The organism is Paenalcaligenes hominis, from assembly GCF_011927625.1.
GTDB classification, from domain to species: domain Bacteria; phylum Pseudomonadota; class Gammaproteobacteria; order Burkholderiales; family Burkholderiaceae_B; genus Paenalcaligenes; species Paenalcaligenes hominis.
This window is the reverse complement of sequence record NZ_JAATIZ010000004.1, coordinates 97051-115562: the sequence shown is the minus strand read 5'-3', so window position 1 is coordinate 115562 and position 18512 is coordinate 97051. Positions and strand designations below refer to the sequence as shown.

The following is an 18512-nucleotide window of genomic DNA, read 5'->3' as shown; positions in this document are numbered from 1 at the left end:
CAAAAAGAATAAAAAAACCCGCTTGAGTTCAAGCGGGTTTTTCTATCAATACTAGGCTGTTATTTATATTGATTGATTATGCGTTGTTTACATTGCTCGACTAAATGCGGCTCTATTTTTTCCAAAAGGCTGAGACTGGTGTCGGGATGAATGCTAGACCACGAACCATAAGCTCTAGGGCTAAAGAGCGATGCCGTGTTGGGATTAAATGAAGCCACTAGCCGTTTTTTGGTTTGGTGATAAATTTGAACCAAGGCTGAGTCAGGAGCGGTAGTCGTAGTAAAACGTTCGCCATCAATGGTAATTTCATTCGCCATAATTTCCTTTTTAGCTCTTTGGCAGAATGCCCGGGGCGAGCAAGTCGGTATAAATAACCCCATAAAAAAATGCCCGCTAGAGGCGGGCGGCGGTAACCCAGTATTGCATTAGTAATGCCACATTATGCATCCACCTTGTATGGGTAACAGGTTGGCATGAACAAGATGTTCAACTCGAAATGTAGATCTATCTTAACGTTGATGAGCGGTGATATCAACCCCCACTTTGTGTAAGGTTGTGTCAACCCAAGTCTTTAGGTTTCATGTACTACAGTGCAAGAACAAGGCTTACTTTAGCGGATCTGTACCTATTATTTCTTGGATTAATTTAATAAAACGCCTCATAATCATGTCTAAAAAACGCTTATTTACCCCTTCAGCACGCGTCTTATAACGTAGCGTTTATTTAAATGTATTGCTGGTGTTACAAACCGTTTGATTTTTTAATTATAATTATATTTCTGTAAGTAATTTAGGGCGGTTGCACTTTTTATGGGTTAATAAAGTAGGTCTTTAAGATCGTTTAAGCTTTAATTAATTTGCATTGGAATAGTAACCGGGCCATCATTAATTAAATGCACATCCATGTCAGCTCCAAATTGGCCTGTGGCAATCTGAGGGTAGGCCGCTTTTGCTTTACTGATAAATTGATCATAAAGTTGCTCGGCTAAGTCAGGAGGCGCGCATTTAGTGAAGCTTGGGCGATTGCCGCGCTGCGTATCAGCAGCTAAAGTGAACTGACTAACCAATAAAATACCCCCGTTTATTTGCTGTACATTCAAGTTCATTTTTCCTTCTGCATCAGCAAAAATTCGTAAATTTATTATTTTTTTTAAAGCGTTGTCTAAGGTGGTGGAGGTATCCGTGGGCTCAGCACACACAAAGACCAATAAGCCTTTGCTGATTGCGCCTACTGTGTTTTCTGCAATGTGCACCTCAGCTTGCTTTACACGTTGAATTAAAATTAACATCGTTGTATACCTGTGTTTATATGGAAAGGAGTATATTTTGAGTACAATGGATTTATGAGATAAATCTCGTAACAACGCATGACATTTATGTCCCTGAAGCATAATTGATTATTCAAAAATGGAGAGCGTCCATGAATAACATGAGTCGGCGCCAGTTTTTTAAGGTAACAGGGGGCACATTAGCGGGGTCTAGTATGGCTCTGTTAGGCGTCACGCCTACACCCGCGGTCGCTGCGGCAAGACAATACAAGCTTGAACGCATGACCGAAACCCGTAGCACCTGTCCTTATTGTTCTGTAGCCTGTGGAATTTTACTTTATAGCTTAGGCGATGGCGCAAAAAACGCCAAAGCCAGTGTTCTTCACATCGAAGGCGACCACGACCACCCGGTAAACCGGGGCACTCTTTGTCCTAAAGGGGCAGGTCTAGTCGACTTCATTCATAGTCCCAACCGTTTGAAATACCCCGAATACCGAGCCCCAGGCTCTGATAAATGGGAACGTATTTCTTGGGATGATGCTTACACCCGTATCGCTAAACTCATGAAAGAGGACCGCGATGCTAACTTCATTCAACGATCAGACGACGGAAAAATTGTAAACCGTTGGACAACAACCGGTATGCTAGCGGCCTCGGCCAGTAGTAACGAAGTGGGATACATTACCCACAAGGTTGTTCGCACAATGGGTATGCTCGTATTCGATAATCAAGCGCGTGTTTGACACGGTCCGACGGTGGCAGGTCTTGCCCCGACGTTTGGCCGCGGCGCGATGACGAACCATTGGGTCGACATCAAAAACGCTGACGTGATTTTGATTATGGGCGGGAACGCAGCCGAAGCTCACCCCTGTGGTTTTAAATGGGTAACTGAAGCCAAGGCAAATCGTGGTGCAAAACTTATTGTTGTTGACCCACGTTTTAATCGTTCTGCATCCGTAGCCGATTTATATGCACCTATCCGTACGGGCACAGATATTGTGTTCTTGGGTGGTGTCATCAAATATTTGCTCGACAACGATCTAATCCAGCACGAATATGTCAAAAATTACACTGACATGTCTTTTGTCGTGCGCGAAGACTTTGACTTTGAAGACGGTCTTTTCTCTGGTTACAACCCAGAGACACGTACCTATGACAAAGCCAGTTGGGATTACGAGCTAGACGAGAACGGCGAGGTCGTCACTGATCCGTCATTGTCACACCCACGTTGTGTTTACAATTTGTTGCGTAAGCATTACGAGCGCTATACACCAGAAATGGTGAACCGCGTTTGTGGTACACCTGTGGATAAATTCCAACAGGTATGTGAACTCTTAGCCACAACCCATACACCAGATCGTGCTGGTACCATCTTGTACGCACTAGGTTGGACACAGCACTCAATCGGCTCACAAATCATTCGCACTGGCGCAATGATGCAGTTGCTATTGGGTAATATCGGTATTGCTGGGGGTGGGATGAACGCATTGCGCGGACACTCCAACATTCAAGGTCTGACAGACATTGGGCTCATGTCCAATTTGTTGCCGGGCTACCTCACTCTACCTAACGAAGCCGAGCAAGACTTTGATGGTTATATTGCAGCTCGCGCGTTGAAACCTTTACGTAAAAATCAGCTCAGTTACTGGAGCAATTACAAGAAGTTTCACGTTAGCTTAGCTAAAGCTTGGTGGGGCGATTACGCCCATGAGTACAACAATTACGCCTACGACTATCTACCAAAGCTAGACAAGCTTTACGATATGCTCCAAGCGTACGAGCTCATGAACAAAGGCGAAATTAATGGTTATATCTGTCAAGGGTTTAACCCATTAGCGGCTGCGCCCAACAAGGCCAAGCTTATAAAAGGTTTCTCCAAGCTAAAATTCATGGTCATCATGGATCCTTTAGCTACAGAAACTTCCGAGTTCTGGCGTAATGCAGGCGAATCTAATGACGTAGACACGGCTTCTATTAAAACCGAAGTCTTCCGTTTACCCACTTCTTGCTTTGCCGAAGAAGACGGCGCATTGGTGAACTCCGGTCGCTGGTTACAGTGGCACTGGAAGGCCGCCGAGCCACCTGCAGAGGCAAAAACTGACATCGAAATTATGGCGACCCTCTATCACCATATTCGAGAGCTCTACAAGAAAGAGGGCGGTACCTTTGCAGACCCGATCAACAATGTGTATTGGCCATACAGCAATCCAGTGCATCCCACTGCCGAAGAGCTGGCCAAGGAACTAAACGGCCGTGCAATTACGGATGTGTTAGATGCCAATGGCAACGTAATCCGCAAGGCAGGCGAACAATTAGCTGGCTTTGGCGAGATGCGTGACGATGGTTCTACACTAGGTGGTTGCTGGATCTACGCCGGTTCATGGACCGAAGCAGGCAACATGATGGCACGCCGTGATAACAGCGATCCTACTGGCATTGGTCAAACCCTTAATTGGGCTTGGGCTTGGCCAGCAAACCGTCGCGTGTTATATAACCGTGCATCCTGTGACCTCGATGGCAAACCGTTCGATCCAACCCGTTCGCTCGTCCATTGGGATGGTAAAAAATGGACCGGCGCAGACGTACCTGACTTCAAAATCGACGAGCTACCAGGCAGTGGGATGGGGCCGTTTATTATGAACCCCGAAGGTACAGCGCGCTTCTTTGCTCGCAAGGGGCTAGCCGAAGGACCTTTCCCTACTCACTACGAGCCATTCGAAACACCATTGGGTTATAACCCCTTGTTCAAAGACAACGACAAGGCAACAAGTAATCCAGCTGCACGCGTGTTTAAAGACGATTGGGCCGAGTTCGGAAAAGTAGACAAGTTCCCGTATGTGGGCACTACCTATCGTATTACCGAACACTTCCACTATTGGACTAAGAACGTTCGACTGAATGCTATTATTCAACCCGAGCAGTTTGTGGAAATCGGTGAAGAGCTCGCAGAGAGCAAAGGCATTAAGCACGGCGACTTAGTCAAAGTGTCTTCAAATCGAGGCTACATTAAAGCTAAAGCAGTAGTGACAAAACGCATAGTTAGCTTAGATGTAGATGGCACACGAGTGCACCAGGTGGGTATTCCTATCCATTGGGGCTTTGTAGGACTGACTAAACCCGGTTTCTTGGCGAATACCTTAACCCCATTTGTGGGCGACGGAAACTCGCAAACGCCCGAGTTCAAGTCCTTCCTCGTAAACGTGGAAAAGGCATAAGGAGATCGTAATGGCATTAAAAGCAATGGACATTAAGCGTCGTTCAGCGACCACGACTCCTCCGCCTGGCGTACGTCATCCTATCGAAGGCACCGAAGGCGTAGCCAAACTGATCGATACCACCAAGTGTATCGGTTGTAAGGCGTGTCAGGTGGCTTGTATGGAGTGGAATGACCTGCGTGACGACATCGGTATTAACACAGGGGTGTACGACAACCCTGCGGATCTGACCGAAAACACGTGGACTCTAATGCGTTTTACAGAATATGTAGACGACAAAGGAGACCTCGAATGGCTCATTCGTAAAGATGGCTGTATGCACTGTGAAGACCCAGGCTGTTTAAAAGCCTGTCCGTCTCCTGGTGCAATTGTTCAACATACGAATGGTATCGTCGACTTTAACCAAGAGAACTGTATTGGTTGTGGGTACTGTATTACGGGATGTCCTTTTGATATCCCACGTATCTCTAAAACTGATCAGAAAGCTTACAAATGTACGCTTTGTTCTGACCGCGTTGCCGTGGGTCAAGAGCCTGCTTGTGTAAAAACCTGTCCTACCGGTGCCATTGTATTTGGCACCAAAGAAGACATGAAAGTGCATGCAGCAGAGCGTATTGTGGACTTAAACTCTCGAGGTTACGAGCACGCTGGTTTATACGATCCCCAAGGTGTGGGTGGCACGCACGTTATGTATGTGCTGCATCACGCAGACAAGCCAGAAATTTACGCTGACTTGCCACGGGATCCTCAAATCAGTCCTATGGTTTCATTCTGGAAAGGCATGGCCAAACCCTTTGGGGTCGCAGCCATGGCATTAACGGCATTTGCTGGATTTATCCATTACATGCGCCGAGGCCCAGTAGAGACCACCGAGGAAGACGAGCGTGCTGCTAAGGCGGAGGATGAAAACCATGTCTGACAAAAAGTACCCCATCGTTAGGTATACAGCGGGCGAGCGTATCAACCACTGGATTACCGCGATAACCTTTATACTGTTGACGGCATCGGGTTTGGCTCTCTTTCACCCAGCTTTCTTTTGGTTATCCAATTTACTAGGAAGCCCTACGTGGACACGTATTCTGCACCCCTTTATTGGTGTGGTTATGTTCCTCAGCTTCTTTATCTTGGCTTTCCGCTTGATGCGATTCAATCGTTTCACGAAAAAAGACAGCGAGTGGCTAAGTGCTATGCCCAAGGTACTCAGAAATGAAACAGAAGGCGTGCCGACCACCGGTCGTTATAACGCTGGTCAAAAGCTACTGTTTTATGTATTGATTATCTTAATGCTTGGTTTGTTAGCATCGGGTATTGTTATTTGGCGCGAGTACTTCTCGTACTTGTTTGGCATTGACATGATCCGTCTTGCTTCTGTGGTGCATGCTCTCTTTGCCTTCTTGTTGATTTGTGCCATTATTGTGCACATCTATGCAGCAATTTGGGTTAAAGGTTCTGTGCGTGCTATGACACGAGGTACCGTTAGCCGAGGCTGGGCTTGGAAAAACCACCGCGACTGGTTCCGCGAAGAAATTCGCAAACAAGACGTAAAGTAGTTTTCCCCCGGCTTTATAGCTAAAAAGAGGCTGCTATCGTTCTTACGGTAGCAGCCCTGTTTTTCTAGGAGTCCTGATGCAGCGCATCTTATCCCGTGGTGAAATCGAAGGGTTAGATCACACCCATATTCCTCGTTTAGCACAGCCCGAGGAACGCTCTGTGTTCCAAGAGCGTGCAAACCGTCTGCGCCAATTGGCAGCAGAAAGTTCAATCGGTGATTATTTATTAGTTATGGCCCACGTGGCCGAGGCACAGCAAGCCGCACTGTTGCGTTATACAACTATCCCAGGCGCAGCCAAAGAGCAGGTCGATCGTGCCCAAGCGCACGGTATGCCTCCTTTGCAAGCCACAGGTTGGAAGCGTGATGGTACATGGCTTGCCATATTGGCAGATATTGTGCAGCATGTGCAGGCTCAGGCAGAAATGCCCGATGCTGTAAAAACCATTTGCCAAAATATAATAGGTGAAATAGCAACCAAAACAGACAGCCTAGAGCACCTTGCTGACGCTTTGTTGGCGCGCTTTGACGAAGGGGTGGATGCCGCGCGTGCACCTTTTGTGATGGCCGCATTACAAGTCTATTGGACGCGTCTTGGCATTAACTTTCCAGAGGGCGATCTACCTATCATCACCCCGTTTGGTGTGTGCCCTTGTTGCGGTAGTTTGCCTGTGTCAAGTATTGTGCGCATAGGTGGGTCACGCGATGGCATGCGTTACGCTATTTGCGGCTTGTGCTCTACCGAGTGGCATGTGGTTCGTGTTACATGTACCCATTGTGAAGACACAGAAAAAATTACTTATCACTCTATCGAAGCAGGGTCTGAAGCCATAAAAGCTGAATCGTGTGGCAAGTGCAATACGTATAGAAAGATTTTCTACCAAAATAAAGACCAAATGGTCGAAGCCGTGGCAGATGATCTGGCTACCCTCGAGTTAGATATGCTGATGGGCGAAGAAGGTTTTTATCGCGTTAGCGACAACCCTTTTTTATGGCAACAGCACCAAACTGAAGACTAAGCTTATTCATGCCTCAATCTGATTTATTAGCGCAAGCCGCGCACATACCTTCTATTGATCGTTTGTTGCAGTTACCTGCGATTCAAGCCTTAACGCAGCAGCACGGCCATACGTTAGTGACTCAGCACTTGAGGCATTTTCAAGCACAACTGCGCCAACGCGCACTAGCACAAAAATTACGTCATGCAGACTTAGCGCTTTCTCAATTAGCCGAACAGTTTGCACGGCAACTGCAGCATGATTTGCAACCCAAACTGCGCCCCATGATTAACCTAACAGGGACTGTGTTGCACACCAATCTCGGGCGCGCTTTATTACCTGACGCCGCTATTGATGCCGTCGTAACCGCTTTAACCACGCCGTCAAATTTAGAGTTTGATGTAGAAACTGGTAAACGCGGAGATAGAGACGATTTGGTCGAAGCCTTGTTATGTGAACTCACGGGGGCAGAGGCCGCAACGGTGGTAAATAACAATGCCGCAGCTGTATTGCTGATGCTCAGCACCTTTGCTCAAGAAAAAGAAGTGGTGGTGTCTCGGGGTGAACTCGTTGAAATTGGTGGTGCTTTTCGTATTCCTGACATTATGAAACGGGCTGGTGCTCGTTTGGTCGAGGTAGGTACCACGAATCGTACGCATGCCTTTGATTATGCTGATGCTATTACTGAAAACACCGCTATGCTGATGAAAGTTCATTGCAGTAATTACGCTGTGATGGGTTTTACCAAAGAGGTCAGTCTTAACGAGCTCGTGCAAATCGGGCGTCAAAAAGGCATTCCTACCACCGTCGACTTAGGCAGTGGTACCTTAGTGGACTTAGCTAAATGGGGCTTGCCCTCTGAGCCCACCGTTAAACAAACCGTCCAGGCGGGTGCGGATTTGGTCACTTTTAGTGGCGATAAACTTTTAGGTGGGCCCCAGGCAGGCATTATTGTGGGTAGCAAAGACTCTATTCGCGCCTTAAAGAAAAACCCACTAAAAAGAGCATTACGCGTAGGTAAGCTGACCTTAGCGGCGCTTGAGCCCGTCCTTGCGCTTTATCGTAGCCCAGAGTTTTTGGCAGAAAAGCTCACTACGTTAGCTTTATTCACACGCCCTCAGGCTGAAATGAAACGACAGGCGCAGGTATTGCAGCCTCTACTACAGAACGCGTTAGGGGCCGAGTACGACGTGGCCGTCGAGCCCATGTTTAGCCAAATAGGCAGCGGCGCAATGCCGGTAGATGTATTACCTAGTTATGGCTTGGTGGTGCAATTCGTTGGCTCAGGGCGCGCGGGCAGTGCCATTATTAAAATAGAAAATTGGTTACGTATGCAGCCCCGTCCCGTTATTGGTCGGATTCATCGCGATACGCTTTATTTAGATCTGCGTTGTTTGCGTGATGTGGATATTCCTTTATTACAAGCTCAGTGGAGTCAAGCGCTAGCATGATTGTGGGTACAGCAGGTCACATTGACCATGGTAAAACCGCATTGGTTCGGGCCTTAACGGGCGTCAATACGGATCGTCTTGATGATGAAAAACAAAGAGGCATCACCATTACGTTGGGCTATGCGTACACGCCTTTGGTTAATGGTGACGTATTAGGTTTTGTGGATGTACCCGGGCACGAAAACCTCGTGCACACCATGGTGGCCGGTGCAACGGGTATTGATTATGCATTGCTTGTGGTAGCAGCCGATGACGGCATCATGCCACAAACTCACGAACACGTTGCCATTCTGTCACTGCTTGGGTTGAAACGTGGCAGTGTGGTAATCAATAAAGCCGATCGGGCCGATCCCGAGGCCATCCAACAACTCAAAAACGATTTACAGCAGCTTCTACAGCACACGTTTTTAGCTGATGCTTTGTATTTTGAAACGGACAGCTTGTCGGGCCAGGGCATTGAAGCCCTTAAGGCTCATTTAGAAGATCAAGCCATGGCCGTGGCTCAGCGCCATTCACAGGGGCTTTTTCGCTTGGCTGTGGATCGCGTGTTTACGCTTGAAGGGCAGGGCACGGTCTTAACCGGAACCGTTCACTCGGGTCAAATTGCTGTGCAAGATGATCAATCCCATTTGCGTTTAATGCCACAAAACAAAGCAGTTCGCATACGCAGTATTCATGCACAAAACACCCCCAGCCCAGTAGCTAAAGCAGGGCAGCGTTGCGCCTTAAACATAGCCGGAATAGCTAAAGAAGAAATCGAACGTGGCAATTGGATTGCGGATAGCCGCTGCTTTGTGCCAAGCACGCATATTGATGTACGTTTAGAGCTATTGGCTTATGGTGACACCACTCTTAAAACATGGACGCCAGTGCATGTACATGTGGGGGCTGCGCATTACGTGGCCCATGTGGTGCCATTAAGCCAAGATCTTATCCGCTCGAATCAAACCGCATTCGCCCAACTTGTGTTTGATGAGCCCGTTTGCGTTATGCCCGGAGACAGGTTCATTGTCCGCAATGCGCAAGCCAAATTAACCATTGGCGGGGGCCAAGTCCTAGATGCCAATGCACCAGATCGTAAACGACGTTCTTTAGCTCGACTTGCTTGGCTAGACGCCGTAGAAACGTATTTAGATGGCAAAGGAATCGCGCCCCTATTACGTCAAGCTCCGTATGGGCTCGATCAGTCTTTTTTACATAGACTAACGGCCACCGAGCCTACTCAGCTCGAGTTACCCGCCGAGTCGCTATGGGTAAGCGCGCCACGTTCGAGCACCGCACAAGTCTTAATCCATAACAATGCCTGGGAGCAATTATTAGCTCGGATTGAAACCGTACTTGCTGAAACCCATGAACGCTATCCCGATGAGCCAGGAGTAGAGGCGGCGCGTTTGCGACGTATGGTGGCTCCTCGAGCGCCAGACTCACTTTGGTTTGGTGCATTGCATGAGCTGCTACAGCGTCAACGTCTGGCACTTAATGGACCATGGTATAGGCTTAGTGGCCATACGGTCAGTTTCAGTCCCAAAGAAGAAGCCATTGCTTTGCAGTTGATTCGGCTATGCCATGAAGGGCGTTACAACCCACCGTGGGTGCGGGATATGGCCCAGACCTTAGAAGTGCCCGAGGATGAATTACGTGCTTTAGGGCGTAAGCTGGTGCGCCAAGGCGTCGTCTACCAAGTGGTGCGCGATTTATACTATCATCGTGATGCCATTTTAGAACTAGCCGCTCGTCTAGCCGAATTGGCCGAGCCAAATGGCGTCAAAGCAGCCGAGTTTCGCGATAGCTTAGCCTTAGGGCGCAAACGAACGATACAAATTTTAGAGTTTTTCGAAAGAATTGGTTATACTCGTCGATTACGGGATAAACATCTAATCCGTCCAGGAAATACCGTTTTTAATCAAACCACCCTAGAGCGTGGTCTAGATTCATAGGAAAGCATTCGTGTCTGGTGATGCGGCTGGGCTTCAAACCCAGTTGGGGGTGTTAGACACTCCTAGGTAGGTTCGACTCCTGCTGCTTTCCGCCATCTCATTATTTGACCTTACAAGTGCAACGTGCTTTGCCTTGCTATTCGAGTTTCGGAGTCTTTCATGTCAAATACCTCTTCTTCGCCAACTCCTCGATTAACATCATTAGCGCATGGTGGTGGCTGCGGCTGTAAAATTGCGCCTGGGGTGTTGTCTGAGTTGTTAGCCTCTATGCCTGCTATGTCGGCTTACCCTAATTTACTGGTAGGCACCGATACCGCCGATGATGCAGCGGTGTATCAACTCAATGACGAGCAAGCACTGATAGCAACCACCGATTTTTTTATGCCTGTGGTCGACGACCCATATCAGTTCGGGCGCATTGCGGCCACCAATGCGTTATCGGATGTGTATGCGATGGGTGGTACCCCCATTATGGCCCTAGCCATAGTAGGTATGCCCATCAACACCTTATCCAAAGACGATATTGCACAGATTCTTAAAGGTGGGGCAGACGTATGCCAAGCCGCAGGCATCCCTATCGCGGGGGGCCATACTATTGATTCGGTCGAACCTATTTATGGTTTAGCGGCGATGGGGCTCGTGCATCCTCAGCACGTACGTAAAAATGCCGAGGCTCGTGCGGGCGATGTGCTCATTCTTAGCAAAGGGCTTGGTGTTGGTGTCATGTCGGCTGCCTTTAAGAAAAATGCGCTACCCGACGCAGCCTATCAGGCCATGATTCAAAGCACTACCCAACTCAATACCCCGGGTGTTGCGCTGGGCCAGTGGGTTGGGGTGCATGCCATGACCGATGTCACAGGTTTTGGTTTGTTAGGCCATGCTTGGGAAATTGCACGCGGCTCTGCCTTAACGATCGAGCTAAAGCAAGACCAACTGCCTTGGCTGCCCCACGTCCAAGATCTAGCCGCTCAAGGGTATATTACGGGCGCTTCTCAGCGCAACTGGGATGCATATGGGGCACATATCGAGTTAGCAGAGACGCTCACTGACACAGATCGCGCCTTGTTAACCGACCCACAAACGTCAGGTGGACTACTTATTTCCTGTGCGTCAGAGCAAGCCACTCAGGTTTTAAGCTACCTCCATAGCCAGGGGTTTGACTATGCCGCTCAAATTGGTCAAGTCGTAGCAGGACCTGCTAAAGTCATTGTGAAATAATTTGTTATGCTTTTTTTGAAACCCAGAGCACTAAAGCTCTGGGTTTTTTTATGTAGTCCAGAACGCATTTATTAGATTCCGTAAAATGACTTGGCAGTCAGACTAATGGTATGGTTGAATGGATGGCTTAAAAAGTACAACAAAGAGGATAAATAATGCGTTTTCTGTCGGTGCTTTTACTTTGCATCTTGGTGGCTGCCTGTGGTTCCAATCCTAAAAAAGCAGCAGGTGAGGGCTATTATCGCGTAGTACGAGGCGATACCTTGACTAAAATTGCGCGCCAACATGGCCAATCAGTCAATCAGCTCATGCGTGCCAATAATATTCGCAACCCTAATCAAATCGAAGTTGGACAGCTTTTGCGCGTCAAAGGCGGAGCAGCATCTACTGGTTCTGCTGGCATGACGGCAGATGCGGGCAGCTCAACCGTTCAGCCGACTCGTCAAACCACTGCCAAATCAGTGCCAGCGCCACGACGCATTAATCTGGTGTGGCCTACTGTTGGCAGTCACAGAAAAGGTACAGGGGCCCATTCCCAAGGCGTTTTTATTCGTGGTAGCGAAGGTCAACCTATTAAAGCGGCCGCAGCAGGCAAGGTGATGTATGCAGGAAATGGGTTGCGTGGGTATGGCAATATGGTCATTATCAGTCATGACACTAACTTTATTAGTGTGTATGCGCATAACAAGGCATTGAACGTCAAAGAAGGCCAATCCGTAAAACAAGGTCAAACGATTGCCTCGATGGGCAGTACCGATACCACAGCAACCCAATTGTATTTTGAGCTGCGCTTTAATGGAAAAGCGGTCGATGTAATACCGCATTTACCCGCTAAATAGTTAGGTACGTAAACGTAAATCGCCGGGTTGTATCCAGCCGCGCTTTTGCATCCACCAACTCATGCTTAAGCATAAAACAGCAGGCAAAATAAAATGCATCAGACCTATAGCTATCCACACGGATGTATCTTGCCCCATTGCTGCTAAGGTACCGACTTGTCCAACCAATCCACTGGTGCCCATGCCCGCACCAGTGGGTATGTTTTTTAACTCAAATATCAGTGTGCCAATGGGGGCAAGCAGTGCTGAGGTTAAAATGGGTGGCACCCAAATTAAGGGGTTGCGAATAATATTTGGTAGCTGCAGCATGCTGGTTCCAAGGCCAACACCTAGCGTGCCAGAAGGGCCATTGTCTTTGTAGCTCATGGCAGCAAAACCTATCATTTGTGCACAGCAGCCCACCGTGGCAGCGCCGGCTGCTAAGCCCCCTAAATCTAAAGAGATCGCTACGGCCGCGCTCGAGGTGGGGCCTGTTAACACCATGCCCATTACGACCGCTATCACTATACTCATAAAGAAAGGTTGTAATGTTATCGCCCATTCAATAGTTTGCCCTGTAGCGCGCATCAATTCACCTAAATAGGGGGCAACCATTTGTGCGACAAACATGCCGCTAATTAATGCGGTGGCAGGGGTGACAATAATATCTAAGGGGGTGGTTTTATGCACCAGCTTGCTTAGTTCGCTGCTTATGGCAACAGCAACAAAAGCGCCTACTGGGCCGCCACCTACGCTGATAGCTAAAGACCCTACCATCGCACTGCTAAAAATGACCATAGCGGGGGCTTGCAAGCCGTAGGCGACTCCTACCCCTATGGCTGCACCTAAACCTGCTTGGGCGAGCGTGCCGACTTCAATTAACCAATCCCAATCTAACCATCCGCCCACCGTTTTTAAGATTAAACCGATGATCAGTGAACTAAATAAGCCCAAGGTCATATAATTCATGGTTTCAATGCCATAACGCTGCAAAGAAAAAGAAATGTTTTTACGAGCTAAAAATTCGCGCATGTCTTTAAACTCATTTTGAGCATAATTAATGGAGGTGTCTTATTGTAGAGGGATAAAGAATGTTTAAGTAGCTTTAGTCGAAAGTGTAGTGAACGCGATACAATAGGAAAATCTATTATTAAGGTGTTTTCATGACTGCTATGACTTCTTTTTCCGAGCTTCCTTTACAGCCGGCACTGCTTCAAACCGTTGCTCAGCTCGGGTTCAAGCAAATGACTCCTATCCAAGCTCAAAGCCTTCCTTTAATTCTCGAAGGGACAGATGTCATTGCGCAAGCGAAAACAGGCAGTGGTAAAACGGCTGCTTTTGGATTGGGGCTTTTACAACATGTGAACCCCGAGCGCGTGCAGCCTCAGGCGTTGGTGTTATGCCCAACCCGAGAGCTAGCGACCCAAGTGGCCGAGGAATTGCGTCGTTTGGCACGGGGCATCCCTAATATCAAAGTTATTGTCATTACTGGGGGCAGCCCAATACAGCGTCAGGTCGATTCTTTAGCGCATGGTGTTCATATTATTGTAGGAACACCAGGTCGAGTGCTAGATCACATCGATCACCAAAGTATCGATTTGGCGACAATCAACACATTGGTTTTGGATGAAGCCGATCGTATGATCGATATGGGTTTTTACGATGAAATGGCGCACATTGTCAGCCAATGTCCACGACAGCGCCAAACCCTTCTTTTTTCTGCGACGTATCCCGACACCATAGGTAAAGACGCAACGCTTTTTGTACAAGACGCTGTACACGTTACAGTGGAAAGCCAAGTCAGTGCGAATCAAATCGCTTCTCACTTTTATCAGGTAGCAGAAAACGATCGCTTTGATGCGGTGGTGACGTTGCTTAATCATTTTCAGCCCACCTCGGCGTTGGTGTTTTGTAATACCAAAGCAAACAGCGACGCATTAACCTACTACTTACGTAGTTTAGGTTTTAGTGCATTGGTTTTACACGGCGATTTAGACCAGCGCGATCGTGATGAGGTCTTAATCCAATTTGCTAATCACAGTTGTACGGTATTAGTGGCAACGGATGTGGCGGCGCGGGGGCTAGACATTGCACAGCTTCCTTTGGTGCTAAATGTCGAGTTGCCGCATCAGGTCGACGTGTACGTACACCGTATCGGGCGCACCGGTCGGGTAGATCAAACGGGTACCGCATTAACGCTGTTTGATACAGACGACCAGGCGTTTATGCAAGCCTTAGCCCAGCGTTTTGGTCCTATCACACCTGAAGCCTTACCTAGCTCAAGCGCCACGACAACTGTACAGGCCGCCCCCATGCGTACGCTGGTTATTGTCGGTGGCAAACGCGACAAATTGCGTCCCGGTGACATTCTGGGTGCGCTAACTGGCGACGCCGGGCTAAGCAAAGAGCATGTCGGCAAGATCAATGTAGGCATGGTGGTCACTCATGTGGCGCTTGCTCAAGAGGTAGCAGATCAAGCCGTTCGTCGCCTAAGCCAATCGGGCATCAAAGCTAAACGGTTTAAGATGCATTTTGTACGCAATAGTTAACTAGCCCTTAGGTTTGAACCGCTAGCTCAATGCCCGCTGTAGCAATAGCGCTTAATTGATCAATTTGCTGCGGTTCAATACAGTAAGGCGGCATAAAATAAATCACATTGCCTAACGGACGCAATAACGCCCCTTGGCTTAATGCATAATTAAATACTTTTAAGCCACGGCGCTCTTTCCAGTGGAAAGGCGTTTTACTTGCTTTTTCTTTGACCATTTCAATAGCCAGTATCATGCCCGTTTGCCGCACTTCACCCACATGAGGGTGGTCATGCAGATGACGTGTAGCATCGTGCATATGCTGGGCTAATAGTTGGTTATTGCCCAGTACATCCTGTTGTTCAAATAAATCTAACGTAGCAAGCGCGGCAGCACACGCTAACGGGTTGCCAGTGTAAGTATGAGAATGCAAAAAAGCGTTCATTTTTTCATAGTCGTCGTAAAACGCCTGATAAATGGTCTCGGTGGTTAGCACTGCGGCCAAAGGCAAATACCCCCCGGTTAGACCTTTTGACAACACCATAAAATCAGGACTAATGCCAGCGTGCTCACAAGCAAATAGTTTACCTGTACGCCCCATGCCTACCGCAATCTCGTCCACAATCAAGTGCACACCATACCGATCACAGGCTTCACGCAATCGTTTCAAATAGATGGGGTGATACATACGCATGCCTGCGGCCCCTTGAACTAATGGCTCAAGAATGACTGCTGCAATTTCGTGATGATGGGTAGCCAATAGTTCTTCCATAGGCTCGAACATGTGTTGGCTGTAACTGGCCCAGTCTTGACCCTCTGCTCGATAGTAACAATCGGGGCTCGGAACTTTAAAACAATCAAAAAGCAGCGCTTTGTAGGTATCGGTATATAAAGCAATATCACCTACGGACATCGTGCCAATGGTTTCGCCATGATAACCATTGCGAATAGTGGCAAAGCGATTTTTTTTACTTTGGCCATGATTACGCCAATAGTGCAGGCTCATTTTGAGAGCGACTTCAATGCTAGATGACCCATTGTCGGCATAAAACACGCGCTCTAAGCCAGGAGGGGTAAGCATGACGAGTCGTTCTGAAAGCTCAATTACTGGTTGATGACTAAACCCGGCTAGCATCACATGCTCAAGCTGATCCACTTGTTGTTTCACGCGTTCATTAATATAAGGGTGGCAATGGCCAAACAAAGTGGTCCACCAAGAGCTGATTGCATCTAAATAGCGATTGCCCTCAAAGTCCTCCAGATACACACCTTGAGCGCGTCGGATAGGAATAATAGGTAACACTTCGTGGTCTTTCATTTGCGTGCAGGGGTGCCAAAGCACATTGAAATCTCTTTGCATCCACTGCGCATTAGGTGACAAATTAGACATAGCATTCGGTATTAAAAAGTAAAGAGGTATCTAAATGACGAGCGACCTCAGTAGGACACGGTGTCTCTAATTGGGGTACCACACCCAAACATGGTGCGCCCAAGCGTTGGCGTAGGAAAGCGATCGTGTGGTTTGTGATGGTGTCCTGTCGGGGGGCGAGGTTAGCTACCCAGCCAGAAAGCGTTAGGCCTTGATGGCGAATGGCTTCCGCTGTGAGCAAAGCATGATTTATGCAGCCTAGTCGCAACCCCACTACCAAAATCACAGGTAACTGCAGGGCGGCTGCCACATCGGATAGACAGTGTTGAGTATTAATTGGCACATGCCAACCCCCAGCCCCTTCTATAACAGTAAGCTGGGCTTGATACGCTAAGACTCGCTGTGTAGCGTTGATTAGATTGCCTAGTTCAAGCGAATGGTTAGCGTAATGCGCCGCAAGATGGGGGGCAATGGCCGGTTCAAAAGCAAACGGGTTGAGCTCATCGTAATGAACCGCCACAGAGCACTGTGCCTGTAACTGCAATGCGTCATCATTACGTAAACCGTCGGGCGTGAGCATGCTTCCAGATGCGATGGGTTTGCATGCCAGCGTGCTAAAACCGCGTTGTTTAGCGTCGTACAATAACGCCGCCGCAATGGTGGTTTTTCCTATTTCGGTATCGGTGCCAGTAATAAAATAGGCCTGAGGTGTGATCATGGTTTTTGTAAAGTGATATAAAGAATGTCCCACGTTGCAGGTAGGCCATTAGAGGTACGGTAATGTTCATAGGCATCAATAAGTTGTTGCCAACGTCGACGTGCGCCCAGGTGAGTCTGAAGGTTCCCGTGAATATGGTTAGCGCCTAGATCACGGAGCTCTTGACGTAGGTGTTTAACGTGGTCATAAAAATAACAATAACGACGCTGTTCAACCGCGATTATTTGCCACTGGCTTTGGTGGCATAACGATAGGTAGTCGTTACGGGTGCGAAAACGGTTCACATGGGGGCCGTCGTCTACCGACGCCCAACTTTGTTTTAGCTCTCTTAAACTGCCTTCTAGTACGGTGCTAAATTGCATCACTCCGCCAGAGCGCACACAGGCATAGCATTGCTCCAGACTTTGCACAAAATTTAATGACCATTGCACGGCAAGACTGCTAATAATTAAATCAAAGTAGTTAGGGGCAAAAGGAAGGCATTCCATATCGGCACAGACATAGGCCTTGGCAGCCACATGTTGATGCATATAACGCAACATGCCTTCGGCTAGATCGACGGCCCAATACTGACTTCCCGGAAAACGCTGCTGTAGTGCTGTGCTGGCATAACCGGTGCCAGCACCCAAATCCATAATTTGCTGGGCGTCTAAAGAGGGCGGCATCGTTTCAATTAACGTATCGCAAACCAATCGCTGCAAGTGAGCAACACGGTCATAACGAGAGGCTGCCGCTGAAAAGCGCTGAGCAACAGCGTGTTTATACGAATTAGGCATGATGATCGTGCAAAAAAGAGTAAATGACTCTAGCAACAGCGTGCGGTGACTGGACAGGGAAGGCATGGCAACCAGCAACCTGAACAGAGTGAATGTGCGGCCAGTAATTTTGAATATGGGAATGAACGGCAACAGGCACCAGTGCATCGTGTGTGGCAAACACATGCAGTTGAGGAATAGTTGTTTGATTCAGCGCCTGAGTGTTGTCGAGCTGAGCTAAAGTATCTAAACCCCATCTCAGGTGCTGCGCATCGGCGTTTAGATCTACTAGGGTATGTGTGGCCTTCTCTGAGTGGCTGGCCCCTTGCCAACACAGTCTTTCAAATTGTTTAAGATTGCGCGTAGGAAATGCCATTTGACGCTCATAAAAAGCGTTGAACTCGTTTTGGCTCATCGCCCAGGGCCAGGTTGGGCTCGCCACAAAGCGTAAATTGGCTCCCAAGCGTGTTACTGACAAGTAATTACCTCGGGTAGCCAACTGTGTGGCCAGCATCCCGCCTAGCGACCACCCCACTAAATGCGTCTGGGGTGGAATGAGACGAGTTAAATGCGCAAGACTTTGCTCTACAGAGGCTTGCATGTAGTCAGAGAGCGAGAGCACAGTAACTTGACCCAGCGGAGTCAATGCTTCAGCCAACGGTGCCATCGCAGCCGCGCTCATCGCCCAA

At 48.2% G+C, this 18512-nt stretch carries 16 protein-coding genes, 1 tRNA gene and 1 riboswitch; of the genes, 10 read left to right on the top strand and 7 right to left on the bottom strand.

What is annotated here, in order from left to right:
• Nucleotides 1-59: 59 nt before the first annotated feature.
• Nucleotides 60-317 carry a hypothetical protein gene (locus GGR41_RS10495; protein ID WP_077732963.1) on the bottom strand — a complete coding sequence of 86 codons (258 nt, stop codon included), beginning with the start codon at nucleotides 315-317 and terminating at the stop codon, nucleotides 60-62.
• A gap of 89 nt (nucleotides 318-406) precedes the next feature.
• A riboswitch (SAM-I-IV-variant riboswitch) is annotated at nucleotides 407-505 on the bottom strand.
• 342 nt (nucleotides 506-847) lie between these two features.
• Nucleotides 848-1288 carry a D-aminoacyl-tRNA deacylase gene (dtd, locus tag GGR41_RS10490; RefSeq protein ID WP_167661796.1) on the bottom strand — a complete coding sequence of 147 codons (441 nt, stop codon included), beginning with the start codon at nucleotides 1286-1288 and terminating at the stop codon, nucleotides 848-850.
• A 131-nt stretch (nucleotides 1289-1419) separates the two neighbouring features.
• On the opposite strand from dtd, the gene fdnG reads away from it, so the two are divergent.
• The 9 genes from fdnG to GGR41_RS10445 all read left to right on the top strand — a co-directional run bounded on the left by fdnG (nucleotide 1420) and on the right by GGR41_RS10445 (nucleotide 12474).
• Nucleotides 1420-4482, top strand: coding sequence for a formate dehydrogenase-N subunit alpha (fdnG, locus tag GGR41_RS10485; RefSeq protein ID WP_167661795.1), 3063 nt, complete (start codon nucleotides 1420-1422; stop codon nucleotides 4480-4482).
• Nucleotides 4483-4492: 10 nt separating this feature from the next.
• Complete coding sequence (fdxH, locus tag GGR41_RS10480; RefSeq protein ID WP_077732965.1) at nucleotides 4493-5401, top strand: formate dehydrogenase subunit beta; 909 nt, start codon at nucleotides 4493-4495, stop codon at nucleotides 5399-5401.
• Nucleotides 5394-6032 (top strand): formate dehydrogenase subunit gamma, encoded by a 639-nt coding sequence (locus GGR41_RS10475; protein ID WP_077734926.1) that lies wholly within the window; start codon nucleotides 5394-5396, stop codon nucleotides 6030-6032. Before fdxH ends, GGR41_RS10475 begins: the two co-directional genes overlap by 8 nt.
• Before the next feature lie 76 nt (nucleotides 6033-6108).
• Nucleotides 6109-7050, top strand: coding sequence for a formate dehydrogenase accessory protein FdhE (fdhE, locus tag GGR41_RS10470; protein ID WP_167661794.1), 942 nt, complete (start codon nucleotides 6109-6111; stop codon nucleotides 7048-7050).
• Nucleotides 7051-7058: 8 nt separating this feature from the next.
• Nucleotides 7059-8480 (top strand): L-seryl-tRNA(Sec) selenium transferase, encoded by a 1422-nt coding sequence (gene selA / locus GGR41_RS10465; protein WP_167661793.1) that lies wholly within the window; start codon nucleotides 7059-7061, stop codon nucleotides 8478-8480.
• Entirely contained in the window at nucleotides 8477-10417 is a 1941-nt protein-coding gene (gene selB / locus GGR41_RS10460) for a selenocysteine-specific translation elongation factor (protein ID WP_167661978.1), read from the top strand. Before selA ends, selB begins: the two co-directional genes overlap by 4 nt.
• Nucleotides 10417-10512, top strand: a tRNA-Sec gene (locus GGR41_RS10455). Before selB ends, GGR41_RS10455 begins: the two co-directional genes overlap by 1 nt.
• A 64-nt stretch (nucleotides 10513-10576) precedes the next feature.
• On the top strand, nucleotides 10577-11635 hold the full coding sequence (gene selD, locus GGR41_RS10450; protein WP_167661792.1) for a selenide, water dikinase SelD: 1059 nt from the start codon (nucleotides 10577-10579) through the stop codon (nucleotides 11633-11635).
• 155 nt (nucleotides 11636-11790) lie between these two features.
• On the top strand, nucleotides 11791-12474 hold the full coding sequence (locus GGR41_RS10445; protein WP_167661791.1) for a peptidoglycan DD-metalloendopeptidase family protein: 684 nt from the start codon (nucleotides 11791-11793) through the stop codon (nucleotides 12472-12474).
• On the opposite strand, the gene GGR41_RS10440 is transcribed toward GGR41_RS10445, so the two are convergent.
• The gene (locus tag GGR41_RS10440) at nucleotides 12475-13485 is read right to left on the bottom strand and encodes a PTS sugar transporter subunit IIC (RefSeq protein WP_167661790.1); all 1011 of its coding nucleotides are present in this window, start codon (nucleotides 13483-13485) and stop codon (nucleotides 12475-12477) included. It lies immediately after the preceding gene.
• A 131-nt stretch (nucleotides 13486-13616) separates the two neighbouring features.
• Here GGR41_RS10440 and dbpA point away from each other — a divergent pair, with 131 nt between their 5' ends.
• Nucleotides 13617-15002, top strand: coding sequence for an ATP-dependent RNA helicase DbpA (dbpA, locus tag GGR41_RS10435; protein WP_077732971.1), 1386 nt, complete (start codon nucleotides 13617-13619; stop codon nucleotides 15000-15002).
• 7 nt (nucleotides 15003-15009) lie between these two features.
• Here the strand turns inward: dbpA and GGR41_RS10430 are convergent, their stop codons facing one another.
• The 4 genes from GGR41_RS10430 to GGR41_RS10415 are packed head-to-tail and all read right to left on the bottom strand — an operon-like array spanning nucleotide 15010 to nucleotide 18505.
• Complete coding sequence (locus GGR41_RS10430) at nucleotides 15010-16371, bottom strand: adenosylmethionine--8-amino-7-oxononanoate transaminase (RefSeq protein ID WP_229711193.1); 1362 nt, start codon at nucleotides 16369-16371, stop codon at nucleotides 15010-15012.
• On the bottom strand, nucleotides 16364-17068 hold the full coding sequence (bioD, locus tag GGR41_RS10425) for a dethiobiotin synthase (RefSeq protein ID WP_167661789.1): 705 nt from the start codon (nucleotides 17066-17068) through the stop codon (nucleotides 16364-16366). The genes GGR41_RS10430 and bioD overlap by 8 nt, the downstream gene beginning before the upstream one ends.
• Entirely contained in the window at nucleotides 17065-17844 is a 780-nt protein-coding gene (bioC, locus tag GGR41_RS10420) for a malonyl-ACP O-methyltransferase BioC (protein ID WP_167661788.1), read from the bottom strand. Before bioC ends, bioD begins: the two co-directional genes overlap by 4 nt.
• Nucleotides 17837-18505 (bottom strand): alpha/beta fold hydrolase, encoded by a 669-nt coding sequence (locus GGR41_RS10415; RefSeq protein ID WP_167661787.1) that lies wholly within the window; start codon nucleotides 18503-18505, stop codon nucleotides 17837-17839. The genes bioC and GGR41_RS10415 overlap by 8 nt, the downstream gene beginning before the upstream one ends.
• Nucleotides 18506-18512: the final 7 nt, after the last annotated feature.